Origin of the sequence: uncultured Paracoccus sp. (assembly GCF_947496875.1) — a bacterium.
Classification (GTDB): Bacteria; Pseudomonadota; Alphaproteobacteria; order Rhodobacterales; family Rhodobacteraceae; genus Paracoccus.
Genome location: NZ_CANMEH010000002.1, coordinates 380,423 through 404,819, shown reverse-complemented (window position 1 = coordinate 404,819; position 24,397 = coordinate 380,423). Strand labels below are relative to the sequence as shown.

At 69.0% G+C, this 24,397-nt stretch carries 23 protein-coding genes and 1 other RNA gene; 17 read left to right on the top strand and 7 right to left on the bottom strand.

Annotated elements, in window-relative coordinates:
* Window positions 1-15 precede the first annotated feature (15 nt).
* The 8 genes from Q0938_RS04220 to Q0938_RS04185 all read left to right on the top strand — a co-directional run bounded on the left by Q0938_RS04220 (window position 16) and on the right by Q0938_RS04185 (window position 9,434).
* On the top strand, window positions 16-1,176 hold the full coding sequence (locus Q0938_RS04220) for an isovaleryl-CoA dehydrogenase (RefSeq protein WP_299359472.1): 1,161 nt from the start codon (window positions 16-18) through the stop codon (window positions 1,174-1,176).
* Between the two features lie 107 nt (window positions 1,177-1,283).
* A complete protein-coding gene (locus Q0938_RS04215; protein WP_299359470.1) occupies window positions 1,284-1,688 on the top strand; it encodes a DUF1622 domain-containing protein in 405 nt (134 codons plus the stop codon).
* Between the two features lie 72 nt (window positions 1,689-1,760).
* Window positions 1,761-3,323, top strand: a complete 1,563-nt coding sequence (locus Q0938_RS04210) for an AMP-binding protein (RefSeq protein WP_299359467.1) — start codon at window positions 1,761-1,763, stop codon at window positions 3,321-3,323.
* Window positions 3,320-4,924, top strand: a complete 1,605-nt coding sequence (locus tag Q0938_RS04205) for a carboxyl transferase domain-containing protein (RefSeq protein ID WP_299359464.1) — start codon at window positions 3,320-3,322, stop codon at window positions 4,922-4,924. The genes Q0938_RS04210 and Q0938_RS04205 overlap by 4 nt, the downstream gene beginning before the upstream one ends.
* 218 nt (window positions 4,925-5,142) lie before the next feature.
* Window positions 5,143-7,065, top strand: coding sequence for an acetyl/propionyl/methylcrotonyl-CoA carboxylase subunit alpha (locus tag Q0938_RS04200; protein WP_299359462.1), 1,923 nt, complete (start codon window positions 5,143-5,145; stop codon window positions 7,063-7,065).
* Entirely contained in the window at window positions 7,062-7,781 is a 720-nt protein-coding gene (locus Q0938_RS04195) for a glutathione S-transferase family protein (protein WP_299359459.1), read from the top strand. Before Q0938_RS04200 ends, Q0938_RS04195 begins: the two co-directional genes overlap by 4 nt.
* The gene (locus tag Q0938_RS04190) at window positions 7,774-8,637 is read left to right on the top strand and encodes a hydroxymethylglutaryl-CoA lyase (protein ID WP_299359457.1); all 864 of its coding nucleotides are present in this window, start codon (window positions 7,774-7,776) and stop codon (window positions 8,635-8,637) included. Before Q0938_RS04195 ends, Q0938_RS04190 begins: the two co-directional genes overlap by 8 nt.
* An 11-nt stretch (window positions 8,638-8,648) precedes the next feature.
* Entirely contained in the window at window positions 8,649-9,434 is a 786-nt protein-coding gene (locus Q0938_RS04185) for a crotonase/enoyl-CoA hydratase family protein (protein WP_299359455.1), read from the top strand.
* Between the two features lie 16 nt (window positions 9,435-9,450).
* Here the strand turns inward: Q0938_RS04185 and Q0938_RS04180 are convergent, their stop codons facing one another.
* Window positions 9,451-10,152, bottom strand: coding sequence for a DUF599 domain-containing protein (locus Q0938_RS04180; protein WP_299359452.1), 702 nt, complete (start codon window positions 10,150-10,152; stop codon window positions 9,451-9,453).
* 86 nt (window positions 10,153-10,238) lie between these two features.
* Here Q0938_RS04180 and Q0938_RS04175 point away from each other — a divergent pair, with 86 nt between their 5' ends.
* From Q0938_RS04175 to Q0938_RS04150, 6 genes are all read left to right on the top strand, one after another.
* On the top strand, window positions 10,239-10,478 hold the full coding sequence (locus Q0938_RS04175; protein ID WP_299359450.1) for a DUF465 domain-containing protein: 240 nt from the start codon (window positions 10,239-10,241) through the stop codon (window positions 10,476-10,478).
* On the top strand, window positions 10,478-11,932 hold the full coding sequence (locus Q0938_RS04170; protein ID WP_299359447.1) for an FAD-linked oxidase C-terminal domain-containing protein: 1,455 nt from the start codon (window positions 10,478-10,480) through the stop codon (window positions 11,930-11,932). Before Q0938_RS04175 ends, Q0938_RS04170 begins: the two co-directional genes overlap by 1 nt.
* A complete protein-coding gene (locus Q0938_RS04165; protein ID WP_299359444.1) occupies window positions 11,922-13,031 on the top strand; it encodes an FAD-binding protein in 1,110 nt (369 codons plus the stop codon). The genes Q0938_RS04170 and Q0938_RS04165 overlap by 11 nt, the downstream gene beginning before the upstream one ends.
* A 1-nt stretch (window position 13,032) precedes the next feature.
* A complete protein-coding gene (glcF, locus tag Q0938_RS04160; RefSeq protein WP_299359442.1) occupies window positions 13,033-14,403 on the top strand; it encodes a glycolate oxidase subunit GlcF in 1,371 nt (456 codons plus the stop codon).
* A complete protein-coding gene (locus Q0938_RS04155) occupies window positions 14,400-14,822 on the top strand; it encodes a VOC family protein (RefSeq protein WP_299359440.1) in 423 nt (140 codons plus the stop codon). Before glcF ends, Q0938_RS04155 begins: the two co-directional genes overlap by 4 nt.
* 189 nt (window positions 14,823-15,011) lie before the next feature.
* Window positions 15,012-15,497: an Hsp20 family protein gene (locus Q0938_RS04150; RefSeq protein ID WP_299359437.1), complete on the top strand. Its 486-nt coding sequence runs from the start codon at window positions 15,012-15,014 to the stop codon at window positions 15,495-15,497.
* A gap of 76 nt (window positions 15,498-15,573) precedes the next feature.
* Here the strand turns inward: Q0938_RS04150 and Q0938_RS04145 are convergent, their stop codons facing one another.
* From Q0938_RS04145 to Q0938_RS04130, 4 genes are read right to left on the bottom strand one after another with little or no spacing between them, the layout of a single operon-like run.
* On the bottom strand, window positions 15,574-16,098 hold the full coding sequence (locus Q0938_RS04145) for a thioesterase family protein (protein ID WP_299359434.1): 525 nt from the start codon (window positions 16,096-16,098) through the stop codon (window positions 15,574-15,576).
* Entirely contained in the window at window positions 16,095-16,694 is a 600-nt protein-coding gene (gene recR / locus Q0938_RS04140) for a recombination mediator RecR (protein ID WP_299359432.1), read from the bottom strand. Before recR ends, Q0938_RS04145 begins: the two co-directional genes overlap by 4 nt.
* Before the next feature lie 16 nt (window positions 16,695-16,710).
* Complete coding sequence (locus tag Q0938_RS04135) at window positions 16,711-17,055, bottom strand: YbaB/EbfC family nucleoid-associated protein (RefSeq protein ID WP_299359429.1); 345 nt, start codon at window positions 17,053-17,055, stop codon at window positions 16,711-16,713.
* 4 nt (window positions 17,056-17,059) lie between these two features.
* Entirely contained in the window at window positions 17,060-18,952 is a 1,893-nt protein-coding gene (locus Q0938_RS04130) for a DNA polymerase III subunit gamma/tau (RefSeq protein WP_299359427.1), read from the bottom strand.
* Between the two features lie 114 nt (window positions 18,953-19,066).
* Between Q0938_RS04130 and nudC the strand changes: the two genes are divergently transcribed.
* On the top strand, window positions 19,067-20,047 hold the full coding sequence (gene nudC / locus Q0938_RS04125) for an NAD(+) diphosphatase (RefSeq protein WP_299359425.1): 981 nt from the start codon (window positions 19,067-19,069) through the stop codon (window positions 20,045-20,047).
* Window positions 20,048-20,090: 43 nt separating this feature from the next.
* On the opposite strand, the gene Q0938_RS04120 is transcribed toward nudC, so the two are convergent.
* Both Q0938_RS04120 and ffs read right to left on the bottom strand, forming a co-directional pair.
* A complete protein-coding gene (locus tag Q0938_RS04120) occupies window positions 20,091-20,483 on the bottom strand; it encodes a DUF202 domain-containing protein (RefSeq protein ID WP_299359423.1) in 393 nt (130 codons plus the stop codon).
* 382 nt (window positions 20,484-20,865) lie between these two features.
* Window positions 20,866-20,964, bottom strand: an RNA gene (gene ffs, locus Q0938_RS04115) — signal recognition particle sRNA small type.
* A 329-nt stretch (window positions 20,965-21,293) separates the two neighbouring features.
* Between ffs and argS the strand changes: the two genes are divergently transcribed.
* The gene (gene argS / locus Q0938_RS04110) at window positions 21,294-23,039 is read left to right on the top strand and encodes an arginine--tRNA ligase (RefSeq protein ID WP_299359421.1); all 1,746 of its coding nucleotides are present in this window, start codon (window positions 21,294-21,296) and stop codon (window positions 23,037-23,039) included.
* A gap of 79 nt (window positions 23,040-23,118) precedes the next feature.
* On the top strand, window positions 23,119-24,342 hold the full coding sequence (locus tag Q0938_RS04105) for an SPOR domain-containing protein (RefSeq protein WP_299359419.1): 1,224 nt from the start codon (window positions 23,119-23,121) through the stop codon (window positions 24,340-24,342).
* Window positions 24,343-24,397 lie beyond the last annotated feature (55 nt).

Below are 24,397 nucleotides of genomic sequence, written 5' to 3'. Positions count from 1 at the left end.
ACTGCGGAGGGGCAGATGTTCACGCGAGGGATGGAGTTCGATCTGGGCGAGGATGTGAACGCCCTGCGCGACATGGTGCATCGCTGGGCGCAGGACCGGATTAAGCCCATCGCGGCCGAGGTGGATCGTTCGAACGAATTCCCCGCCGCCCTGTGGCGAGAGATGGGCGATCTGGGCCTGCTGGGCATCACCGTCCCCGAGGAATTCGGCGGCACCGGCATGGGCTATCTGGCCCACACGATTGCGGTCGAGGAAATCGCCCGGGTCAGCCCGTCGATCAGTCTCAGCTACGGGGCGCATTCCAATCTGTGCGTGAACCAGCTCAAGCTGAACGGCAGCGAAGAGCAGAAGCGGAAGTACCTGCCGCGTCTCTGTTCGGGCGAGCATGTCGGCGCGCTGGCGATGTCCGAGGAGGGGGCAGGCTCGGACGTGGTGGGCATGAAGCTGCGCGCCGAAAAGCGCAACGGCTACTATGTGCTGAACGGTAGCAAGTACTGGATCACCAACGGACCCGATGCCGATGTGCTGGTGGTCTATGCCAAGACCGATCCCGAGGCGGGGTCCAGGGGCATCACCGCCTTCATCGTCGAAAAGGGCACGACGGGGTTCACCCAAGGTCCGCATTTCGACAAGCTGGGGATGCGCGGATCGAATACGGGCGAGCTGATCTTCGACAACGCCGAGCTCCCGTTCGAGAACGTCCTGGGCCTGGAAGGCAAGGGCGTGCGGGTGCTGATGTCGGGGCTGGACTATGAACGGCTGGTGCTGTCCGGGATCGGCACCGGGATCATGGCCGCCTGTCTCGACGAGGTGCTGCCCTATGCGCGCGAGCGCAGGCAGTTCGGCCAGCCGATCGGGAACTTCCAGCTCATGCAGGCGAAGATCGCCGACATGTATGTCGCGATGAACACGGCCAAGGCCTATGTCTACGAGGTCGCCAAGGCCTGCGACACGGGCAAGGTCACGCGACAGGACGCCGCCGGGGCGGTGCTGTATGCCAGCGAACAGGCGATGGTGCAGGCGCATCAGGCCGTGCAGGCGTTGGGCGGCGCCGGCTTCCTGAACGACTCCGCGGTCAGCCGGCTGTTCCGTGACGCCAAGCTGATGGAGATCGGCGCCGGCACCAGCGAGATCCGGCGGATGCTGATCGGGCGCGAGCTGATGGCGGCGGAGTGACCGGTCGTTTCGCCTGCATTCCGGCCGGGTCGGTCGGCTGCGCTGCGGCTGATCTGTCCGCGCGCCGAGCCGCCGCGACCGGGCCGCGCAGGATCGGGTGAGGCGTGATGGAGGCCACGTCCTTCTTCGACTACGTCCGCGACAAGGGGGTGCTGCATGGCACGCTGCAGCCCCTGGTCGAACTGATCGAGTGGACCGCGACGGCCATAGATCTGTTCGCCATCGCGGTGCTGCTGGTCGGCGCGTTCCGCTTCATCCTGGGGGTTCTGCGGGCCGAGTTCAATCGCCGCCCCGACGAACGGGTGAAGGGGATCAATTCCGAACGGGTCGAGCTGGGGCGTTATATCCTGGCGGGGCTGGAAATCCTGATCGTGTCCGACATCATCCACACCGCGGTCAGCCTGGCGATGGCGGATCTGGTTTATCTGGGACTGCTGGTGCTGATCCGCTCCGTGATATCATTCTTCCTCGAGCGAGAACTCGAGGCGGTGCGACGCGAACTGGCCAGCTGAACGAGACGGGGGAGGGGAAGCCGTGCAGACGCAGGAAACTGGATCGGCCGCAGGCCGCGCGGGCGCGATCTGATGCAGCCATTGCTGCAGCATCATGACTACGACCGGCTGCGGCGCGATTTCGCCTGGTCCCTGCCGGCGCGGCTGAACATGGCTGATCAGGTCTGCGGCGACTGGGTGGCGCATTCGCCGGACCGGACGGCGATCATCGAACATAACGGATCGCTCCACCCCGTCACCTATGGCGAACTTGGCGCACGTGCCGATCGGCTGGCCCATGCCCTGGCGGCGAAGCGGGGCGAGCGCGTGGGCGTGCTGCGGACCCAGTCGGCGTGGACTGCCGCGGCCCATGTTGCGATCTGGAAATCCGGTGCGATTTCGGTTCCCCTGTTCAAGCTGTTCGGAGAGGAGGCGCTGCGCTTGCGCCTCGGCGATGCCGGCATCACTACGGTCATCACCGACCCGGAAGGTCGCGCCCTGCTGGCCCCTTTCGACCTGCGCGTGATCGTGCCCGAGGAGGACGGGCTGCGGGACGCGGGATCGTTCCCGACGGCCGCGACGACGGCCGAGGATCCCGCGGTCATCATCTACACCTCCGGAACGACCGGCAGCCCGAACGGCGCGCTGCACGCGCATCGCGTGCTGACCGGGCACCTGCCCGGGGTCGAGATGTCGCACGACCTGCTGCGGCCGGGCGAGGACGTGCTGTGGACGCCGGCCGACTGGGCGTGGATCGGCGGGCTGTTCGACGTGTCGATGCCGGCCCTGGCGCTGGGCATCCCCGTCGTGGCCGCGCGGATGCCGAAATTCACGGCAGAGGGTGCCGCCGACCTGATCCGCGACTGCGGGGTGCGCAACGTCTTCCTGCCGCCGACCGCGCTGAAGCTGCTCAAGGCCGCAGGCACGACCATTCCCGGCCTGCGCAGCGTCGCATCAGGGGGTGAGACGTTGGGCGCCGAGATCCTGGCCTGGGGGCAGGACGCGTTCGGGCTGACGATCAACGAATTCTACGGGCAGACCGAGTGCAACATGGTCGCCTCCTCCGCGGCGTCGATGTTCCCGCCGCGCCCCGGCAGCATCGGCAAGGCGGTCCCCGGCTTCGACGTGGCGGTGATCGACGCCGACGGCCATCCGACGGATGCAGAAGGCGACATCGCCATCCGCAGGGGGGCGGCGTCGATGTTCCTGGGCTACTGGAACCGGCCCGAGGCCACGGCGGCGAAGTTTCGCGGCGACTGGCTGGTGACTGGCGACCGGGGTGTGATCGAGGATGGCTACATCCGTTTCGTCGGCCGCGATGATGACGTGATCACATCCGCCGGCTACCGGATCGGCCCCAGCGAGATCGAGGACGTGCTGCTGAAGCATCCGGCGGTCGCGCAGGTCGGCGTCGTCGGCAAGCCGGACCCGGTGCGGACCGAACGGGTCAAGGCGTACGTGGTGCTGCGCGACGGCTTCGCGCCGTCAGACGAACTGGCAACCGCGTTGCAGGACCACGCCCGCAGGCTGTGCGCCGCGCATTCCTATCCGCGCGAGATCGCCTTTCTGGATACGTTGCCGATGACGGTGACCGGCAAGGTCATGCGCCGCGAGCTGCGCAAGATCGCGGTTGCCGAGATCAAGGGTGAGACATGAAGCTGAAATCCTCTGCCATCCCCGCCTCGGACGCGTTCCGCAGCAACCGCGCGGCGCATCTGGCAATGCTGGACACGATCCGGCAGGCCGCGGACGCAGCGACCGCGGGCGGCGGGGCGGACGCGCTGGCCCGCCATGTCGGGCGCGGCAAGATGCCGCCGCGGGAACGGGTGGCAAACCTGCTTGACCCCGGCTCGCCCTTTCTCGAAATCGGCGCGACTGCGGCCCATGACATGTACGACAATGCCGCGCCCGGCGCCGGCGTGATCGCCGGGGTGGGGCGGGTCCATGGCCAGGACGTGATGGTCGTCGCCAACGATGCCACCGTGAAGGGCGGCACCTATTACCCGATCACGGTGAAAAAGCACCTGCGCGCGCAGGAGATCGCCGAGACCTGCCACCTGCCCTGCATCTACCTCGTCGACTCGGGCGGGGCGAACTTGCCGAACCAGGACGAGGTGTTCCCCGACCGCGACCATTTCGGCCGGATCTTCTACAACCAGGCGCAGATGAGCGCCAAGGGCATCCCGCAGATCGCCGTGGTGATGGGAAGCTGCACCGCCGGCGGCGCCTATGTGCCGGCCATGTCGGACGTGACCATCATCGTGCGCGACCAGGGCACCATCTTCCTGGCGGGCCCCCCCCTGGTCAAGGCGGCCACCGGCGAGGTGGTCAGCGCCGAGGATCTCGGCGGCGGCGACGTGCACACCCGCCTGTCCGGCGTGGCGGATTACCTGGCCGAGGATGACACCCATGCGCTGGCGCTGGCCCGCCGGGCGGTCAGCCACCTGAACCGCCGCCTGCCGCAGACGGTGGTCTGGCAGTCACCCGAAGCCCCGCTCTATGACCCCGACGAGATCCTCGGCGTCGTTCCCGCCGACCTGCGCACGCCCTATGACATTCGCGAGGTGATCGCGCGGGTCGTGGACGGCAGCCGCTTCGACGAGTTCAAGCCGCGCTTCGGCGAGACGCTGGTCACCGGGTTTGCCCACATCGAGGGATGTCCGGTCGGCATCGTCGCCAACAACGGCGTGCTGTTCAGCGAGGCCGCGGTCAAGGGCGCGCATTTCATCGAGCTTTGCTCGCAACGGAGCATCCCGCTCGTCTTCCTGCAGAACATCACCGGCTTCATGGTCGGACGGAAGTACGAGAACGAGGGCATCGCCCGCCACGGTGCCAAGATGGTGACCGCGGTGGCGACCACCGCAGTCCCCAAGATCACCATGCTGGTCGGCGGCAGTTTCGGTGCCGGCAACTACGGCATGGCCGGTCGGGCCTATTCCCCGCGCTTCCTGTGGACCTGGCCCAACAGCCGGATCAGCGTCATGGGCGGCGAGCAGGCGGCGGGCGTGCTGGCGACGGTCCGGCGCGAGGGGATCGAGCGCAAGGGCGGGAGTTGGAGCGCGGAGGACGAGGCCGAGTTCAAGCGCCCCACCATCGAGATGTTCGACCGCCAGTCGCACCCGCTCTACGCCTCGGCACGGCTCTGGGACGATGGGGTGATAGATCCCCGCAAGACCCGCGACGTGCTGGCGCTGTCGCTGCGCGCCAGCCTGAACGCCCCGATCGAGCCGACACGCTTCGGCGTGTTCCGCATGTGAGCGGCGGGATGGCCGAACCCCACCCGCTGACTGTCCCGGCCGATGCCGCTGCACGCAGCGGCGCGGACGCCTCCTGCAAGAACACCATGCCGCGGGGCGCTTCGCCGGGCTCATCCGGTCCCGCCCTGCCGCGCGCGCTGTCGTCACCATCCCCACGTTCCGCATCAGGTACGGGGCCCAGCCGCCCCGACACCTGCGCGCCATCCGAGGACTGACCGATGTTCAGCAAGATCCTGATTGCCAATCGGGGCGAGATCGCCTGCCGCATCATCGACAGCTGCCGGCGGATGGGCGTGACCTCGGTCGCCGTCTATTCCGACGCGGACCGGGGTGCCCGCCATGTCGCGATGGCCGACGAGGCCGTGCATATCGGCGGCCCCGCCCCAAGGGACAGCTACCTGCGCGGCGACGTGATCATTCAGGCGGCCCTCGATGCCGGGGCCGAGGCGATCCACCCCGGCTATGGCTTCCTGTCGGAAAACCCCGACTTCGTGGACGCGGTGGAGGCCGCGGGGCTTGTGTTCATCGGCCCGTCGGCCCGGGCGATCCGCGCCATGGGGCTGAAGGACGCGGCCAAGGCGCTGATGCAAGAGGCCGGCGTTCCCGTCGTGCCCGGTTATCACGGCGACAACCAGGATGCCGCGGCTCTGGCCGCCGAGGCCGCGCAGATCGGCTATCCGGTGCTGATCAAGGCCGTTGCGGGCGGCGGCGGCAAGGGCATGCGCCGGGTCGAACGGGCTGCGGAGTTCCCCGACGCGCTCGCCAGCGCCATCGGCGAGGCGCAGACCGCCTTCGGCAACCCCGCCGTGCTGATCGAGAAATACGTGACCGCCCCGCGCCACATCGAGGTGCAGGTGTTCGGCGACGGACAGCGGGCCGTGCACCTGTTCGAACGCGACTGTTCGCTGCAGCGCCGCCACCAGAAGGTGATCGAGGAGGCCCCGGCCCCCGGCATGACGCCGGAGATGCGCGACGCGATGGGCGCCGCCGCGGTCCGCGCCGCCGAGGCGATCGGCTATGCCGGGGCCGGCACCATCGAGTTCATCGTGGACGGGTCCGAAGGGCTGCGCCCGGACCGGTTCTGGTTCATGGAAATGAACACCCGCCTGCAGGTCGAACACCCGGTCACCGAGGCGATCACCGGCATCGATCTGGTCGAATGGCAGCTGCGCGTGGCGAGCGGCGAACCGCTGCCCGCCCGCCAGCAGGACCTGCGGATCACCGGCCACGCATTCGAGGCGCGGTTGTATGCCGAGGATGTGCCCGCAGGTTTCCTGCCGGCCACCGGGCGGCTGGCGCATCTGCGCTTTGCCGGGAATGCGCGGAACGAGACCGGCGTGCGGCAGGGTGACAGCATCAGCCCCTGGTACGATCCGATGATCGCCAAGATCATTACCCACGCGCCGACCCGCGCCATCGCGTTGCGGGCACTGGAGCAGGCGCTGGTCGACACTGAGGTGGCGGGGACCGTGACCAACCTGGACTTCCTGATCGCCCTGACCCGGCATGAGGGGTTCCGCCGGGGGGAGGTCGACACCGGGCTGATCGCCCGCGATCTGGACAGCCTGCTGGATCAGGCCGAGCCGTCGCCCGAGACCCGCGCGCTGGCCACGCTGGGCGTAGCGGGCCTGCATGATCCCGACGTGCGCGGCGGAGCCACGCTGTGGTCGCCCCTGCGCCGCACCGTCACCTGGGAAGGCGGCGAGGGCGTCGTCGAGGTTCTGGGTCCGGGCCGCGCCCGCGTCACGCTCGACGACACCACCCACGATGTCGCGCATGAGGGTGGCCGCTGGTGGGTGAACGGCGCGCCGCGGCGGTCGCGGATCGTCAGCCATCCGGCCGGAGTCAGCGTCTTCGGGGGGCGCAGCCTGACCCTGGTCCCGCAGGACCCGCTGGACCGCCAGGCCGAAGCGGCGGGGGGCGGGGTGACGCTGTCGCCGATGCCGGGGCTGGTCAAGGCGGTGTTCGTCGTCGCCGGCCAGCAGGTCCAGGCCGGCGATCGGCTCGCGATCCTGGAGGCGATGAAGATGGAGCACACGTTGACCGCCGCGCGCGACGGGACCGTGGCCGAGGTGCTGGCCGAAGCGGGCGCCCAGGTCGAGGCGGGCGCCCCCCTGATCCGGCTGGAGGATGACGCATGACCGATCCCACCCCGATCGCAGCGCCCCCGCCGGCCGAGGGCGGCCCGGTCCGGGGCGCGGCCGGCGACATCGTGCTGTGGCATGTGCCGATGTCGCGGTCGATGCGGATCCTCTGGCTGCTGAACGAGCTGGACCTGCCCTTTGCGCTGCGGGTCATGGACCTGCGCTCCAAGGACATGCGCGGGGCCGAGTACGAAGCGGTGCACCCCGTGGGACGCGCCCCTGCGCTGCAGATCGACGGCAGCGTGATCCACGAATCCGGGGCGATGATCGAATATCTGTGCGAGACCCGCGGTCCGCATCTGTGGCGCGAACCGGGCAGCGACGGGCGGCTCGCGTGGCTCGACTGGCTGCACTTTGCGGAGACCATCGGCCAGCACATCGCGAACCTGACGCAGAGCCATCTGATGCTGCGCGATCCCGCGGACCGGTCACTGACGGTGATGAAGCTGGAAACCGCGCGGCTGGCCCGCACCCTGCGGTTGGTCGAAGGCACCGTTGCCGATCAGGACTGGTTGATGGCCCAGGGGTTTTCGGGCGTCGACTGCGCCGTCGGCTGGTCTGTCTGGACTGCCGGCCGCTTCGTGCGGCTGCCCCCCGCGCTGCAGGCCTATGTCGATCGCTGCACCGCGCGTCCGGCCTTCCGGGCGGCGCTGCCGCAGGAGGGGCAACCTCTGCTTTACCAGCGCGACTTCTACGAGCTTCCCCATGCCTGATCGCTCGTTCGTCGAGATCGTTGAGATGGGGCCCCGCGACGGGCTGCAGAACGAAAGCCGCCTGATTCCGACGGCAGACAAGATCGCGCTGGTCGACCTCCTGTCCGCCGCCGGGTTCCGCCGCATCGAGGTGGCCAGCTTCGTCAGCCCGAAATGGGTGCCGCAGATGGCGGATTCGGGGGACGTTCTGGCCGGGATCCGCCGTGTGCCGGGGGTGCGCTATACCGCGCTGACCCCGAACCTGCGCGGCTACGAGGCGGCGCGGGCGGCCCGGGCCGACGAGGTCGCGGTCTTCGCCTCGGCATCCGAGGGGTTTTCGCGCGCCAACCTGAACTGTTCGATCGACGACAGCATCGACCGGTTCGTGCCGATCCTGCAGGCCGCCGCCGCCGACGGCATTCCGGTTCGCGGCTATGTCAGCGTCGTGACCGACTGCCCGTTCGACGGGCGGATTCCGCCGGCCCAGGCCGCAAGGGTGGCGGCGCGGCTGTTTGCCCTCGGCTGCGCGGAAATCAGCCTGGGCGACACCATCGGGCGGGCCACCCCCGAGGCGATCGACGCCATGCTGGCCGCGACCCTTGACGAGATCCCGGCCGAGCGATTGGCCGGGCATTATCACGACACTGCCGGGCGCGCGCTGGACAACATCGACGCCAGTCTGGACCGCGGACTGCACATCTTCGATGCGGCAGTGGGGGGGCTGGGCGGCTGCCCCTACGCACCCGGGGCGGCGGGCAACGTGGCCACGGAAAAGGTCGCGGCGCATCTGGCCGCGCGCGGCAGGCCGACCGGACTGGACATGGACGTGCTGCATCGCGCGGCCGTCATGGCGCAGGGGATGAGAGGACAGGGATGAGCGGAACCGGCATGAGCTATCAGACGATCCGCATCGAGACCGACGCGCGCGGCATCAGCACGCTGTGGCTGGCCCGCGCCGACAAGCACAACGCGCTGTCGGCGCAGATGCTGGACGACCTGACCCGCGCCGCCGCCGAGCTGGGGGGCGATCCCGCGATCCGCGCGGTGATCCTGGCGGCCGAAGGCAAGAGCTTCTGTGCCGGTGGCGACCTCGCCTGGATGCAGGCGCAGATGACCGCCGACGCGGAGACCCGGCGTGCCGGGGCGCGGCAGCTGGCGCTGATGCTGAACGCGCTCAACACCCTGCCCAAGCCTCTGATCGGACGGGTGCACGGCAACGCCTTTGGTGGCGGGCTGGGGATGATGGCGGTCTGCGACGTGGCGATCGGCGTGCATGGGGTGAAGTTCGGCCTGACCGAGACGCGACTGGGGCTGATCCCGGCCACCATCGGTCCGTATGTGGTGGCCCGCATGGGCGAGGACCGGGCGCGGCGGGTGTTCATGTCGGGCCGCATCTTCGACGCGGCCGAGGCGCGCGACCTGAACCTGCTGTCCCATGTCGTCGATGCCGAAGATCTGGACGCGGCCGTCGAGGACGAGGTGGTGCCCTATCTGCAGACCGCGCCAAAGGCGGTGGCCGCGGCCAAGGCGCTGACCCGCGCGCTGGGGCCGCGTATCGACCCCGAGGTGATCGAGATGACCATCGAGCGGCTGGTCGAGGTCTGGGAAGACGACGAGGGGCCGCACGGCATCGGCGCGTTCTTCGACAAGCAATCCCCGCGCTGGCAGCGCTGAGCGGGTGGCGGCAGGCTCAGCTCAGCTCGCGCAGGATGGCGCGGCGTGATCCCGATGCGAATTCGCGGCGCAGGGATGTGGTGGTGACGATCGCGACGCCGGTCACCAGCCCCAGCGGGCCCAGCAGCCATCCCATCGCCCCCAGCGCGAAATAGACGGCGCGCAGCCCGATATTGTAGTTGCGCGCGGCGTGGATGTTCAGTTCCGCCGCGGCCATCGCGCGGTTGGGCGCCTGCGGGTGGTCGGGATCGTTCGGAACCGCGGCCATCATGATCGCACAATAGCCGAACAGCCGGTGCGCCCACACGAACTTGAGAAAGGCGTTGGCCACGAAGATCAGGATCAGCAGGATCTTGAGTTGCAGCAGCAGGGCCGGAACGTCGCCTGCCTCCAGCTCGCGGGCGATGCCGATCAGCGGCGCCGTGTTGCCCAGCAGCGCCAGCCCACCCCCCAGCGCAATCATGCAGGCCGAGGCAAAGAACGAGGTGCCCTCGCGCAGGCCCATCAGCGTGTTGCCGTCATAGATGCGGTTGTCGCGGGTCAGGAACGCCTTCATCCAGTCGCGCCGATGGCGCTTCATCAGCACCGAGACGGACGGCCGGAGCCGGGGCGGATGTTCGATGACATGGCCGACCCCGAACCACGCAAGAAACAGCACCGTCAGCGCCAGCAGGTCGGCGGGGCCAAGCGTCAGGGGCAGTCGGTCCAACAGGTTCATGCATCCAGCCCGGCTGTGGCGCTGGCCGTTGCCAGTGCCGTTCCCGCCCTGTATCCTGTGATCATCCCCTTGAACAGGAGTCGGACATGGCCGCACCTCATGCCATCCACGAAGAATTCCCCACCGATGCAGCCGTGATCCACAAGCTGAAGGTCGAAAACACCCGGTTCGCCCGCCTGCTGGACGACTACGACGCCGTCAACGACGAGGTTGCGGGCGCCGAATCCCGCCAGACTCCGATGTCCGAAGAGGCCGAGGCCGAACTGCGCAAGCGCCGGGCTAATCTGAAGGACGAGATTGCCCGACTGATCGGTGAGGCACGCTGATGCAGATGCCCGCGCCCGACCAGTCGGTGATCGCCCGGCGGGGCGCGATCGTCGCCCGGCTGCGGGCCGTGCTGGCGGGTGGCGCCGGCAAGGTCATCGACGACCCTGTCGAGGCGCGGGCCTATGAATGCGACGCGCTGTCGGCCTATCGCTGCCCGCCACTGGCAGTGGTGCTGCCCACGACCACGGGCGAAGTGGCGGCGGTTCTGAAGCTGTGCCACGACGAAGGCGTGCCGGTGGTCCCGCGGGGCGCGGGCACCAGTCTGGCTGGCGGGTCGATGCCCACTGCCGATGCAGTCGTGCTGGGCCTCGCGCGCATGAACCAGGTGCTGGATGTCGATTACGGCGACCGGGTGATCCGGGTGCAGGCCGGCCGCACCAACCTGTCCGTGTCTGAGGCGGTGTCCGAAGCCGGGTTCTTCTATGCCCCCGATCCCTCCAGCCAACTCGCCTGCGCGATCGGCGGCAATATCGGCATGAATTCCGGCGGGGCGCATTGCCTGAAGTACGGCGTCACCACGAACAACCTGCTGGGCGTGACGATGGTGCTGATGGACGGCACGGTGGTCGAGCTTGGCGGGCCGATGGGCGAGACGCCGGGCCTGGATCTGCTGGGCGTCGTCTGTGGCGCCGAGGGGCAGCTGGGCGTGGTGACCGAGGCGACGCTGCGGATCCTGCCAAAGCCTGCGGGCGCCCGTCCGGTTCTGGTCGGGTTCGACAGCAGCGAGACCGCCGGCGAATGCGTCGCCGCCATCATCCGCGCCGGTGTCCTGCCGGTGGCGATCGAGTTCATGGACCGGCCCTGCATCCGCGCGACCGAGAAATTCGCCCGACCCGGCTATCCCGACTGCGAGGCGCTGCTGATCATCGAGGTCGAGGGCACGGACGCCGAGATCGACGAGCAGCTGGCCCTGATCCGCGACATCGCGGCCCGTTTCGATCCGGTCGAGTTCCGCGAGAGCAAGTCCGAGGATGAGTCGCGCCGTATCTGGCTGGGCCGGAAGTCGGCGTTCGGCGCCATGGGACAGATGGGCGACTACATGTGTCTGGATGGCACCATCCCCGTATCTGCCCTGCCACAGGTGCTGAAGCGCATCGGCGAGATGTCGGCCGAGTCCGGACTGCCGGTCGCCAACGTGTTCCATGCCGGCGACGGCAACATGCATCCGTTGATCATCTTCGACGCGAACCGGCCGGGCGACCTTGAGCGGGTCGAGGCGCTCGGCGCCGACATCCTGCGCCTGTGCGTCGAGGCGGGCGGCTGCCTGACGGGCGAACATGGCGTGGGGGTCGAGAAACGCGACCTGATGATCGATCAGTTCGCCCCCGCCGACCTGGAGGCGCAGATGCGGGTCAAGGACGTGTTCGATCCGCGCTGGCTGTTGAACGCCGCCAAGGTCTTCCCGCTGGACAGCTCTGCCAGCCGCCGCGAAACGCGCCGCAATGCGGCCTGAAACCGAGTCCGAGCTGGCGTCGCTGATCCGCGGCGCCCGCACCCGTCTGACCCCGGTGGGCGGGGCCACCCGCCTGCTGCCGGGTGAGGGGCAGGGTGATCGGCTGTCCTGCGTCGGGCTGACGGGGATCACGCTTTACGAGCCCGCGGCGCTGACCGTCGTCGCCCGGGCGGGAACGCAGCTCGCCGAGCTGAACGCGACGTTAGCCGCCGAACACCAGCGGCTGGCGTTCGAGCCCGACGAGGCGGAGGGTTCCACCATCGGCGGGGTCATTGCGGCGAATGCCAGCGGACCGCGCCGGGTCAAGGACGGCGCGGCGCGCGACAGCCTTCTCGGGGTGCGCTTTGTCGACGGGCAGGGCGAGGTGGTGCGAAACGGCGGCCGGGTGATGAAGAACGTCACCGGCTATGATCTGGTCAAGCTGATGGCAGGCAGCCGCGGCACGCTGGGCGTGCTGACCGAGGTCAGCCTGAAGACGCAACCGATCCCCCCCTGCGTGGTCACGCTGATCCTGGCCGGACTGGCACCCGATCAGGCGGTCGACGCGATGACGGCGGCGCTGACCGGACCCTGGGACGTGACCGGCGCGGGACGCCTGCCGGGCGGCGATACCGTCCTGCGGCTGGAAGGGCTGGAAGGATCCGTCAGGATCCGCACCGAAACGCTCGTCCGCAGGTTGGGCGTGTTCGGAACCGTCGAGGTCGCGGACGGCGACGCCGCATTCGTCGCGCTGCGGCAGGTCCGGCGCGAGATGATCGCCGCGGCGGGGGACGGGCAAGGAAACAACGGCGAGGGCGGCCGGGCCGTGTGGCGGATCGTCTGCCGCCCGTCACAGGCGCCGGCGGTGCTGCACGGCCTTCCGGGACGCAGCGCCGTCGACTGGGGCGGCGCGCTGATCTGGGCGGTCAGCCCACGCGGCTGGGTGCCGGACCTGCCGCAGGGTGCGTTTGCCACCCGGGTCCATGGCGGACCGCCCCTGACGGTGCCGTTGCCCGCGGCGGCGATCGCGAGACTGAACGACGGGTTGCGCGCCCAGTTCGATCCTCGCTCGATCCTTGCAGGGGCAGGGGTCGAGCGGATCGCCGGCGCAGGGAGCTGAGATGCAGACGAACTTCACCGAGGCGCAGCTCCAGGATCCCGGCATCGCGGAGTCCAACCAGATCCTGCGCACCTGCGTCCATTGCGGATTCTGCACCGCGACCTGTCCGACCTACCAGGTGCTGGGTGACGAACTCGACAGTCCGCGCGGCCGCATCTACCTGATCAAGGACATGCTGGAGGCCGGGCGCCCGGCCGACGAAAAGACCACCCTGCATCTGGACCGCTGCCTGTCCTGCCTGGCCTGCATGACCACCTGCCCGTCGGGGGTCGACTACATGCATCTGATCGATCACGCCCGGGTGCATGTCGAAGAAACCTACCGGCGGCCCTGGCGCGACCGGGCCTTGCGGGCGCTGCTGGCCCGGGTGGTGCCCTATCCCCGCCGTTTCCGGCTGGCGATGCTGGGCGCGCGGATGGCACGGCCCTTTGCGGGGCTGCTGCCGGATCCACGGTTGCGCGCCATGGTCGGGATGGCGCCCCCGCGCCTGCCGCCGCCGTCCCGCAACGACGAGCCGCAGACATTTCCGGCACTGGGCGAGCGTCGGGCCCGGGTCGCCCTGCTGACGGGCTGCGCGCAGCGGGCGCTGAACACGGACATCAACGATGCCACCATCCGGCTGCTGCGCCGGGCGGGCTGCGAGGTCGTCATTCCCCGCGGTCTTGGCTGCTGTGGCGCGCTGACCCACCACATGGGCAAGGAGGCGGCGGCGCTGGAGACCGCGCGGGGGACCATCCGGGCATTTCTGAGCGCCGATGCCGACCAGTCGCTGGACGCGATCATCATCAACACCTCGGGCTGCGGCACCACGGTCAAGGATTACGGCCACATGTTCGCGCATGATCCCGACAGGGCAGGCGCCGAACGGGTCGCATCGCTGGCGCGCGACATCACCGAGTTCCTCGACAGCCACGGCCTGCCCCCGATCACGCGTCCGGGCGGCACATTACCCGAGGCTGCTAAAACCAGCCCGCCCGGTTCTGAGCAAACCGACGGAGACGGCGGGCTGCGTGTCGCCTATCACGCGGCCTGTTCCCTGCAGCACGGCCAGCGGATCGTTGCGGCCCCGAAAACGCTGCTGAGCCGCGCGGGCTTCCGCGTGGTCACCCCGGCGGACAGCCATCTGTGCTGTGGATCGGCGGGAACCTACAACCTGCTGCAACCGGAATTGTCGGGCGCGTTGCGCGACCGCAAGGTGGCGACGATAGAGGTTCTGGGCGCCGACGTGGTCGCCGCCGGAAATATCGGCTGCATGATCCAGATCGGGTCCGGCACGGACCTGCCGATCGTCCACACGGTCGAGCTGCTGGACTGGGCCACGGGCGGGCCGTGCCCGGCCGCCCTGTCCCCGGCGCCGGGAATGGTCGCGTGACGCCGCCCCTGATCGGAACGCTGGAATCGGCGCTCTATGCCGACGATCTGGACGCCGCCGAGGCCTTCTGGACCGGGATCATCGGCCTTGACCTGATCGTCCGGGTGCCCGGCCGGCATGTCTTCCTGCGCACCGCCGGCGCGCCGAACCAGGTGCTGTTGATCTTCAACCCGACCGCGACGGAACGCCCGCCGGAGCCGGACGCAAGACTGCCGGTGCCCCCACATGGCGCTCGCGGTCCCGGGCATGTTGCACTGGCTGCCGGGGCCGAGACGCTGGACGCGTGGCGCGCGCATCTGGAACGGAACGGCGTCGCCATCGAGGCGGATTTCCGGTGGCCGAACGGCCGCCGCTCCGTCTATTTCCGCGATCCCGCTGGCAACTCGATCGAGATCGCCGACCCGGCCATCTGGGACTGAGCGGACCGCCGAACGGCAGGCCGCGTCGACGTCGCCATTCCGATCAACTATCTGTGAAGATCGCCTTGACGGCGCCGCACGGCGTCCCATCTTTTTCCGTGTCGGAGGGCCTGATGGCGCCGGCACACCGCCCGCCCGGGTTGTCCGGGGGGCATCTGAATCACATCGCTTAACTCAAGGATGCGAGACATGCGTAACATGGACCTTACCCCCCTCTATCGCGCCTCGGTCGGCTTCGATCGCATGGCGGACCTGATGGACCGCGCCCTGTCGGCCGACGTCGCCGCGCCGACCTATCCGCCGTACAACATCGAAAAGACCGGCGAGAATGCCTATCGCATCTCGATCGCAGTGGCCGGCTTTTCTGCCGATGACCTGTCCGTCGAGATGAAGGACGGGGCCGTGATCGTCTCGGCCCGCAAGACCGAAGAGGATGATTCGCGCACCTACCTGCACCGCGGCATCGCCACCCGTGCGTTCGAGCGCAAGTTCACGCTGGCGGATCATGTCCGCGTAAACGGCGCAAGCCACGTGGACGGCATGCTGCATATCGATCTGGTCCGGGAAGTGCCCGAGGCGCTGAAGCCCCGCAAGATCGCCATCTCGAAGGCGGATGGGCAAACCGTCGAGACGACGGCCAATGACGTCGAGCAGGTTGAAAAGCTGGACAGCTGAGCCGCTGATCGGCTGACTTGTCTCTGCAGATGCGACGCAGCGCCCGACGGGCGCTGCGTTTTTGTATGTGCCCGACCTAAGCCTGGGCCGGCCGGCGCAGTCCCATGACACGGCCGACCTGCGGCGGGACCGGCATGGACTGGTGCGCGCGCGCGAGGTCTGTCCAGCGCTGCGCCACGTCAGGGGCCCAAGGGGCCACGCGCCGCGTCGAAAGATCGGCGTGCAGGATCAGGTTCTCGGTGATCGCGGCCACGAAACCGTCCTCTGCCTTATCGCCCCCGGCCCCGACCCGCCGCATCGTCTGCACATAGTGCAGCCGCTTGGCGTCGGCACCCAGCACCTGCAGCGAGACCTGCACCCGGTCGCCGGCATTCAGTTCCTGCAGGTAGTGGACATGCGCCTCGGCGGTGAAGACCGACAGCCCGTCGCGGCGGGCGCGCTCGGCCCCCATGCCGATTCGATCCAGAACGCTGTCCAGGGCCTGGTCGAACAGCACGTGATAATAGGCCATGTTCAGGTGACCGTTATAGTCGGTCCATTCGTCGCGCACGGTCTGTTCGGGCGCGACCAGCGGTTCGCTCGGCTGGATGAAATCGGTCACAGGTTCCTCCTTGCCCGCAGGGCGGCGGTGATGGTGCCGTCGTCCAGATAGTCCAGCTCGCCACCGATCGGCACGCCTTGCGCCAGCCCGGTGATCGCGACCGCCGACCCGGACAGCGCGTCGGCGATGTAATGCGCGGTCGTTTGACCCTCGACGGTCGCGTTCAGGGCCAGGATGACCTCGGTCACCGCCTCGCGGCCGATCCGGTCGATCAGCCGGGGAATGCCCAGATCGTCGGGTCCAACCTCGTCCAGCGCCGACAGGGTCCCGCCCAGCACGTGATAGCGCCCCGCGAACGCGCGGCCACGTTCCAGCGCCCACAGGTCGGCGACGCTTTCGACCACGCAAAGCTCGCCGGTCTGGCGGGCCGGGTTGGTGCAGATGTCGCACAGCTCGGCCTCGCCGATATTGCCGCAGATCGCGCATTCGCGGCTGTTCTCGGCGACCCGTCCCATCAGCGACGAGAGCTGCGCCATCTGGCCGCTGCGATGGCGGATCAGCGCCAGCACGATGCGTCGCGCGGAACGCGGACCCAGCCCGGGCAGGCGCGCCATTTGCGCGATCAGCGCCTGAATGTCGTTGCTGCCCTCGGGCATCGAAAAGCCGGTCGCGTCAGAACGGCAGCTTCAGGCCAGGGGGCAGCCCCATGTCGCCGGCCAGCCGCTGCGTTTCCTGCTGGGCGCGGTCCTGGGCGCGACGCTGCGCATCCTTGATCGCGGCCAGGATCAGATCCTCGACCACCTGCTTTTCGCTGGCGACAAAGATCGACGGGTCGATGTCCAGCGCCGTCAGGTCGCCCTTGGCCGTCGCTGTCGCCTTGACCAGACCCGCGCCGGCCTCGCCCACCACGGTGATCGCATCCAGCGACTTCTGCAGGTCGTCGACCTTGCCCTGCATGTCCTTCGCGGCCTGCATCATCTTCGACAGGTCGCCCATCCCGCCAAACGGGTTCTTCATGCGTTCACTCCTCATCCTCGAACGGGTCCCATTCCTCGACGGCCGCGACGGGGCCTTCGGGGTGGGCATGCAGGTCGTCCGGCCCGCCTTCCGTGGCCGGGTCGGACGTGGCCGGTGGTTTCTCGTGCCGCACGGTGATGGTGGCATCCGGCACCACGGCCAGGATCGCCTGCACCACGGGGTTCTGGCGGGCAAGCTGAACCTCGGCCGCCTGCCGTTCGGCGCGCTGCTCGGCGATCGTGGGATCGCCGCCCCGGTCGACGACGGACACCGCCCAACGGGTGCCGCCCGTCCAGCCGCGCAGCCGGTCCGCAAGTCGCGCCGCCAGGTCGCGGGGCGCGTCTTCCGTGGGCTGGAACTCGATCCGGCCGGGCGCATAGCGCACCAGCCGCAGATGCTGCTCGACCTCGAGCAGCAGGCGCATGTCGCGCATCCGGCGGATCAGCTCCACCACCGACAGGAAATCGGGATAGCCCGCCAGGGCATCGGGCAAGACCGCCGGCACCGGATCGCCCGCAGGCAGGGCGGTGGCGGGGGCGCCACCCGTGCGCGGTCCGGACATCCGCACCGCGGACGCCGGGATTGGGGGTGCGGCTTGCGCCGGCGCCGGCGATCCAACCGCCGGGGCACTTGCGCGACCGGGCGTCGCGGCGGAGGCATGGGCCGGCGCGGGGGACACCGAGGATGGCGCGGGTCCGTGCCCCCGGGTGAAGTCGCCCGCCACCTGTGCTGCCTGGACCTTGCGGATCAGCGTCTCGGGGTCGGGCAGATCGGCCACATGTGTCAGCCGGATGACCGCCATTTCCGCGGCCATCATCGGGTTCGGAGCGGCGGCGACCTCTTCCAGCGACTTCAGCAGCATCTGCCACAGGCGCGTCAGCGCCCGCATCGCGATCCTGTCCGCCATGTCGCGGCCGCGGCTGCGTTCGTCCGGGCCGACGGTGGGATCCTCCGCCGCCTCGGGGGTGATCTTGACGATGCTGACCCAGTGGGTGATTTCCGCCAGATCGCGCAGCACGGCCTGCGGATCGGCGCCGCCTGCATATTGCGATTGCAGTTCGGCCAGGGCTTCGGCCGCCGCGCCGCGCAGGATCATGTCGAACAGGTCGAGCACCCGGCCGCGGTCGGCCAGGCCCAGCATCGTCCGCACGTGCAGCGCCGTCGTCTCGCCCCCGTCGCCGACACTGTGGCTGATCGCCTGGTCCAGCAGGCTGGTCGCGTCGCGGGCCGAACCCTCGGCAGCGCGGGTGATCAGCGCCAGCGCGTCTTCCGCGATGCCCGCGCCCTCGGCAGCGGCAATCCGGCGCAGCAGGCCGATCATCACCTCGGGCTCGATCCGGCGCAGGTCGAAGCGCTGGCAGCGTGACAGGACCGTCACCGGCACCTTGCGGATCTCGGTGGTGGCAAAGATGAACTTCACATGCGGCGGCGGCTCTTCCAGCGTCTTAAGCAGTGCGTTAAAGGCGCTGGTGGACAGCATGTGCACTTCGTCGATGATGTAGATCTTGTAGCGGGCCGAGGCCGCCCGGTAATGCACGCTCTCGATGATCTCGCGGATGTCGCCGACTCCGGTCCGGGATGCGGCATCCATCTCCAGCACGTCGACATGCCGGCCCTCCATAATGGCCGTGCAATGCTCGCACACTCCGCAGGGCTCGGTGGTGGGCCCGCCCTGACCATCCGGGCCGACGCAGTTCATGCCCTTGGCAATGATCCGCGCAGTGGTGGTCTTTCCGGTCCCGCGAATGCCGGTCATGATGAAGGCCTGCGCGATGCGGTCGGCCTGGAACGCGTTTTTCAACGTGCGGACCATGGCGTCCTGCCCGACCAGATCGGCAAAGGTCTCCGGCCGGTATTTGCGGGCCAGGACCTGATAGGCAGGGGCTGTGTCGGGCATCGACGTCTCCATGACCGCGACAATCTAGGGGTCCGGCAGGCCGAGGTAAACCGGCGCTTGCGGCGCCGGTCGCCCTGCGGCACGGTCGCCGCCGGCAAACCGCGGGGTGAGACGATGCAGGTGCAGGCACAGGACTGGACGCTGGCCTTTTGCGGGGCGGACCCAGAGCTGCGGGAAACGGACGTTCCGCCGTCCGAACCGGCCTTTGATCGCGCCGCGCATCTGCGGGCGGATGATCGCTGGCGGGGGCAGGCCCGGGTGTTGCCGGTCTGGCGGGGCAAGGTGCTGGTAACGTCCGGCGGGGCGCTGGCCTGGCTGGACCCCGGTCATCCGGCGCTCGCCGATGCCGAGCCGCCGATCCTGCTGGGAACGTCGGGGGGAGATCCGGTCGCCGCGCAGGACCTGTCTGCTTGGGCGCCGCCCAACCTGCCCGAAACCCAGCTGTTCCTGGATCCGACCGAACAGCACCACCCGGACATTCCGGAGGCCCGGTTCGTCGAACTGCGGGGCATGCTGACGACGCTGCCGGGGGCGGATGGTGAACTGGCCGCCACCGGGCGGGCGCTGACCGGCTGGCATGCCGGGCACCGGTTCTGCCCGGCCTGCGGGCATGACACTGCTCCGGCGCAGTCCGGCTGGCAGCGGCGCTGCGCCTCCTGCGGGGCGGTGCAGTTTCCCCGCACCGATCCGGTCGTGATCATGCTGATCGAGCGGAACGACCGCCTGCTGCTGGGCCGGTCGCCGGGGTGGCCCGAGGGGATGTATTCCTGTCTCGCCGGCTTTGTGGAACCCGGCGAGACGGTCGAGGCGGCGGTGCGGCGCGAGGTGGCCGAGGAAACCGGCGTGGTGGTTGGGCCCGTCCGCTACGTGACCAGCCAGCCCTGGCCCTTTCCGGCATCCCTGATGCTGGGCTGCGTGGGCGAGGCGCTGACCGACGACATCCGGATCGATCCGGTCGAGCTGGACGACGCGATGTGGCTGGACCGGGGCGAGATGGCGCAGGTGATGGCCGGTGCGCATCCATCGGTGCGCGCGCCACGCAAGGGTCCGATCGCCGGCTGGCTGATGGCGCGGTGGCTGCGGGGAATGGTCTGACCGCCGTCATGTCGGTGCCTCGCGCCGGGCATGATCGGGCGTGTCACAGCAGCACCAGGATCACCGCGATGGCAACTGCGCCGATGCTGAGCATCACGGCCTGCAGCAGCATCCGGTTGGGCTTCTGCGGCTTGACCTGGTGCGCGTTCAGGCGCCTCAGCATCTTGCGGGTCCGCCACGCCGCTGAGAGGAACATCGCGATCGCTGTGCCGACAAAGATCATCGCCGCCAGTTTGGGCGCCCAGGTCGGCTCGAACGCCCTGAACACCGCCTGAAGACCGATTGCGACGCCGAGCGAGGCCATGCCGGTCCGCATCCAGCCGGCGAAGGTGCGTTCGGCCGCCAGCGTGGTCCGATCCTCGGCCCATTCGGTGCGCTGTTCTGCGCGGCTGCCGTCGTCCGGGGTGTCGTCCTGGGGCGCGGGGTTGTCGGTCATGAGGCCGACTCGGGTCGCACGATGGTGGTGTTATCCCCGCACGATTGATCCGGGTAGACGCGGATGGAACGGCTGAAAAACGGCGCGGCTTTCATGGCATCAGCCTATGACCGATGCTGTTCGGCGCGCAACGTGCATGACCTTCGGCGACCGGCGGGTCCGATCGCAAGTCTTGCCGGCCCGACCCATAAGAAACGCGCCCGCATGGGGGGCGAGACTCCTCATTCGACAGAGGGGCGCCCCGGTCGACTACACCATATCGACCTATCTCGATGCGCCGATCCTCTGACCCTTCATGCGCGCGCCCGGCCGAGCGCAAAAGAGCAGGTTTCGTCCGCAGGATCGACGACCCCGTCAGGTTTACATTCGGGAACTCGGGGGAGGGTGAGAGGCTGGACAACGACCCAAGCGGGGCTCGTTACGGCTGCTTCCTTCCGGACCTGACCGGGTTGGCGAGGCGCTCGCCCGCGCCAACCTCTCGACCCCCAGATAAGCTGGCGGCGCATATGATGCAACCCTCCCGGCCAGCAACTCCCGTGGCCTGCCGATGGACGCGGAAATTGAACACGCGACGTAGCGCTGGCGCCTGAGTGCCGGCAGGCGACTGCATTGAAGCGGCACCCGCCTTTGCACGGACGGTTAAGGCCAGACTGCGGATCGCCCCGGAACGGCGCCACGTTCCCGCGGCGGCACCCCGTCGCGGCGGCCGCATGACGGATGCAGAAGCGCTGCGTTGATCCGCGGTGCCCGCCCGGTTGCGGCGCAGCGGGGCATTCGCTATCGCGTCCGTCAGCAGACAGGACGACATTGATGAATCTTTTCGCCGATATCCGCGCCCTCGTGACCGAGGCGCTGGCTGCCATGATGGGTGACGGCACATTGCCGGCCGGGCTGGACCTCGCCAATGTCGCGGTCGAGCCGCCACGGGATCCCGCCCACGGCGACATGGCCACCAACGCGGCCATGGTTCTGGCGAAGCCCGCGGGGATGAAGCCGCGCGATATCGCCCAGGCGCTGGCATCCCGGCTGACGGCGGACCCGCGGATCATCTCGGCCGAGGTGGCAGGACCCGGCTTCCTGAATCTGCGGGTCGCCGCGGAGAACTGGCAGGACGTGATCCGAGCGGCGCTGCGGCAGGGGCCGGATTACGGCCGCGTTCCACCCGGTCGGGGTGACCGCATCAACGTCGAATTCGTCAGCGCCAACCCGACGGGGCCGATGCATGTGGGGCACATGCGCGGCGCCGTGTTCGGCGATGCGCTGGCCAACCTGCTGGAATTTGCCGGCCACAGCGTCACCCGCGAATACTACATCAACGATGGCGGCGCGCAGGTCGACGTGCTGGCGCGCTCTGCCTTCGAACGATACCGCGAGGCGCACGGGCTGGATCCCCAGATTGCCGAGGGGCTGTACCCGGGCGACTACCTGATTCCGGTCGGAGAGGCGCTGAAGCAGCAGTTCGGCGACAGCCTGCTCAACCAGCCGGAGTCCGAATGGCTGGTCACCGTACGAGACATCGCCACCCAGGCCATGATGCAGATGATCCGGGACGACCTGGCGCTGCTGGGCGTCAGCATGGATGTCTATTCGTCGGAACGGGCGATCTATGGGACCGGCCGGATCGAGGCCGCGATCGCGCGACTGGATCAGGCCGGGCTGATCTACGAGGGGGTGCTGGAGCCCCCGAAGGGCAAGCTGCCCGAGGAGTGGGAGGCGCGTGAACAGACCCTGTTCAGGTCCACCGCGCACGGGGATGACGTGGACCGCCCGGTGCGCAAGTCGGACGGCTCATGGACGTATTTCGCGCCGGACATCGCGTATCACTGGGACAAGATCAATCGCGGTTTCGACCAGCTGATCGACATCTTCGGCGCCGATCACGGCGGCTATGTCAAGCGCATGCAGGCCGCGGTGGCCGCGCTGTCGGACGGACGGGTACCGCTGGACGTCAAGCTGATCCAGCTGGTCAGGCTGTTCCAGAACGGCCAGCCCTTCAAGATGTCCAAGCGCTCCGGCACCTTCGTCACGCTGCGCGACGTGGTGGAGCAGGCGGGCGTGGACGTCACCCGCTTTCACATGCTGACCCGCAAGAACGACGCGCCGCTGGATTTCGACTTTGCCAAGGTTCTGGAACAGTCCCGCGACAACCCGGTCTGGTACGTCCAGTATGCCAGCGCGCGGGCCCACAGCGTCACCCGCCGCGCCGCCGAGATGGGCGTCGACGTGGGCGATTCCGCCCTGGCGGCGGCTGATCTGGCCGGGCTGGACCATCCGGCCGAGATCGCGCTGACGCGCAAGATCGCGGAATGGCCTCGCACCGTCGAGATTGCGGCGCGCGCCCATGAACCGCACCGGGTGGCGTTCTACCTGTACGATCTCGCCTCGGACCTGCACGCGTTGTGGAACCGCGGCAATGACGAGCCGTCGTTGAGATTCGTGCAGGATGGTGATGTTGCCACAACAGCGTCCAAAATCGCCCTGGTCCGTGCCGTCGCCGTTGTCATTTCGGCGGGTCTAGGTATCTTGGGCGTCACCCCGGTGCAGGAAATGCGTTAGATAAGGCGCGACCTGCCAGGGCCGAATGCGAGCAGTCAACGGACAAGCCGGGTCAACCGGCAAGAAGGCAGGACAGAACATGACAGTGGTGGATTTCCGTTCCGGCGGATACGACGGCGCGCATCACGGGGCGCCCTATGACGATCATGCCTTTTCCGGCGTTCATGCCGGTCAGGACTGGGCCGACGAGGACTGGAACGAAGGCCGCTTTGTCACCGATCCGACGGCGCCGCTCACCGAACGGGACACGCTGATCGGTCGGGTGGCGCGCCTGACCCACTACCTGGGGGCGCTCGTCTCGGTCCTGCTGATGCTGTCGCTGGTGGTCTGGGGCTATCGGCTGGTGGTTCGCGACGTGTCCGGCGTGCCGGTGATTCGTGCCGTGCAAGGCGAATCGCGGATCGCCCCGGACGAACCGGGTGGCGAACTGACCGACCGCAGCGGCCTGGCGGTCAATGCCATTGCTGCCGGCGCCGAGGCAAACCCCACCGCCGAAGTCGCGATCGCGCCCGCCCCTACGGCGCTGGCGGCGGACGACGTGCCGATGGGCGAACTCGGTGTCGCCGCGCGGGAGACCGCGACGACCGAGGAAATGCCAGCAAACCCGGACGAGCAGGCGTCGATCGCTGTCGCGGATGCGGAAGCGGCCGCCGCGGCGGACCGCGCGCGCGCGACGGCCGACGCGGCCATTGTCGAGGAAACCGATACCGCCCTGCTGTCGAACGCCCCGCCGGCCGAAGCACCCGTCAACGAGGCGGTCACCGACCTCGACGGCGCGCAGGCGCAGGATGCGGCGATCACCCAGGCCCTGACCGAGGCGGGTGTCGAGACCGCGCCCGCCGCACTGGCCCGGTCGTCCCGTCCGGCCGCGCGACCGCGCGCCGTGGCGACCGCGCCCGCGGCCGACGCTCCGGCACCGGCCCGGGCGCAGGCTGCGGCCGCCGACGTGCCGCCGCCTCCGTCGCGGACCCGCGATCAGGCTGCGGATGCAACGCCGGTCGAAACTGTTCGGGCCGATGATCCCGGTCCGGTGGCATCGGCCAGCGTGAGCGCGGGCGCCCCGCTGGTCCAGATCGGGGCCTTCGACAGCGACGCGATTGCCAGTTCCGAATGGGGCCGCATCGCCAGCCGCCACGGTTCGCTGTTCGCCGGCAAGGCACCGGTCGTGCAGAAGCATGTGGCAGGCGGACGGACCTTCTGGCGGCTGCGGGTCGCGGGATTCGACAGCCGCGACGACGCGCGCAAGTTCTGCGCGTCTCTGATCGAGACCGGCACCGACTGCATTCCCGCGCTGGCGCAGTGAGCGGCGCCGCCGATCGGACCATAACGCGACCCGCCGCCCCGTCGTCCCGCGACGG

What these genes read in the sequence shown, in the direction of transcription:
- Q0938_RS04175 (WP_299359450.1), top strand. Translation starts at nt 10,239, where the DNA reads ATGGCCGCACCTCATGCCATCCACGAAGAATTCCCCACCGATGCAGCC.
- Q0938_RS04170 (WP_299359447.1), top strand. Translation starts at nt 10,478, where the DNA reads ATGCAGATGCCCGCGCCCGACCAGTCGGTGATCGCCCGGCGGGGCGCG.
- Q0938_RS04215 (WP_299359470.1), top strand. Translation starts at nt 1,284, where the DNA reads ATGGAGGCCACGTCCTTCTTCGACTACGTCCGCGACAAGGGGGTGCTG.
- Q0938_RS04210 (WP_299359467.1), top strand. Translation starts at nt 1,761, where the DNA reads ATGCAGCCATTGCTGCAGCATCATGACTACGACCGGCTGCGGCGCGAT.
- Q0938_RS04130 (WP_299359427.1), bottom strand. Translation starts at nt 18,952, where the DNA reads ATGCCCGACACAGCCCCTGCCTATCAGGTCCTGGCCCGCAAATACCGG.
- Q0938_RS04105 (WP_299359419.1), top strand. Translation starts at nt 23,119, where the DNA reads ATGACAGTGGTGGATTTCCGTTCCGGCGGATACGACGGCGCGCATCAC.
- Q0938_RS04150 (WP_299359437.1), top strand. Translation starts at nt 15,012, where the DNA reads ATGCGTAACATGGACCTTACCCCCCTCTATCGCGCCTCGGTCGGCTTC.
- Q0938_RS04180 (WP_299359452.1), bottom strand. Translation starts at nt 10,152, where the DNA reads ATGAACCTGTTGGACCGACTGCCCCTGACGCTTGGCCCCGCCGACCTG.
- glcF (WP_299359442.1), top strand. Translation starts at nt 13,033, where the DNA reads ATGCAGACGAACTTCACCGAGGCGCAGCTCCAGGATCCCGGCATCGCG.
- Q0938_RS04220 (WP_299359472.1), top strand. Translation starts at nt 16, where the DNA reads ATGTTCACGCGAGGGATGGAGTTCGATCTGGGCGAGGATGTGAACGCC.
- Q0938_RS04165 (WP_299359444.1), top strand. Translation starts at nt 11,922, where the DNA reads ATGCGGCCTGAAACCGAGTCCGAGCTGGCGTCGCTGATCCGCGGCGCC.
- Q0938_RS04190 (WP_299359457.1), top strand. Translation starts at nt 7,774, where the DNA reads ATGCCTGATCGCTCGTTCGTCGAGATCGTTGAGATGGGGCCCCGCGAC.
- Q0938_RS04185 (WP_299359455.1), top strand. Translation starts at nt 8,649, where the DNA reads ATGAGCTATCAGACGATCCGCATCGAGACCGACGCGCGCGGCATCAGC.
- nudC (WP_299359425.1), top strand. Translation starts at nt 19,067, where the DNA reads ATGCAGGTGCAGGCACAGGACTGGACGCTGGCCTTTTGCGGGGCGGAC.
- Q0938_RS04120 (WP_299359423.1), bottom strand. Translation starts at nt 20,483, where the DNA reads ATGACCGACAACCCCGCGCCCCAGGACGACACCCCGGACGACGGCAGC.
- Q0938_RS04195 (WP_299359459.1), top strand. Translation starts at nt 7,062, where the DNA reads ATGACCGATCCCACCCCGATCGCAGCGCCCCCGCCGGCCGAGGGCGGC.
- Q0938_RS04205 (WP_299359464.1), top strand. Translation starts at nt 3,320, where the DNA reads ATGAAGCTGAAATCCTCTGCCATCCCCGCCTCGGACGCGTTCCGCAGC.
- Q0938_RS04200 (WP_299359462.1), top strand. Translation starts at nt 5,143, where the DNA reads ATGTTCAGCAAGATCCTGATTGCCAATCGGGGCGAGATCGCCTGCCGC.
- argS (WP_299359421.1), top strand. Translation starts at nt 21,294, where the DNA reads ATGAATCTTTTCGCCGATATCCGCGCCCTCGTGACCGAGGCGCTGGCT.
- Q0938_RS04135 (WP_299359429.1), bottom strand. Translation starts at nt 17,055, where the DNA reads ATGAAGAACCCGTTTGGCGGGATGGGCGACCTGTCGAAGATGATGCAG.
- recR (WP_299359432.1), bottom strand. Translation starts at nt 16,694, where the DNA reads ATGCCCGAGGGCAGCAACGACATTCAGGCGCTGATCGCGCAAATGGCG.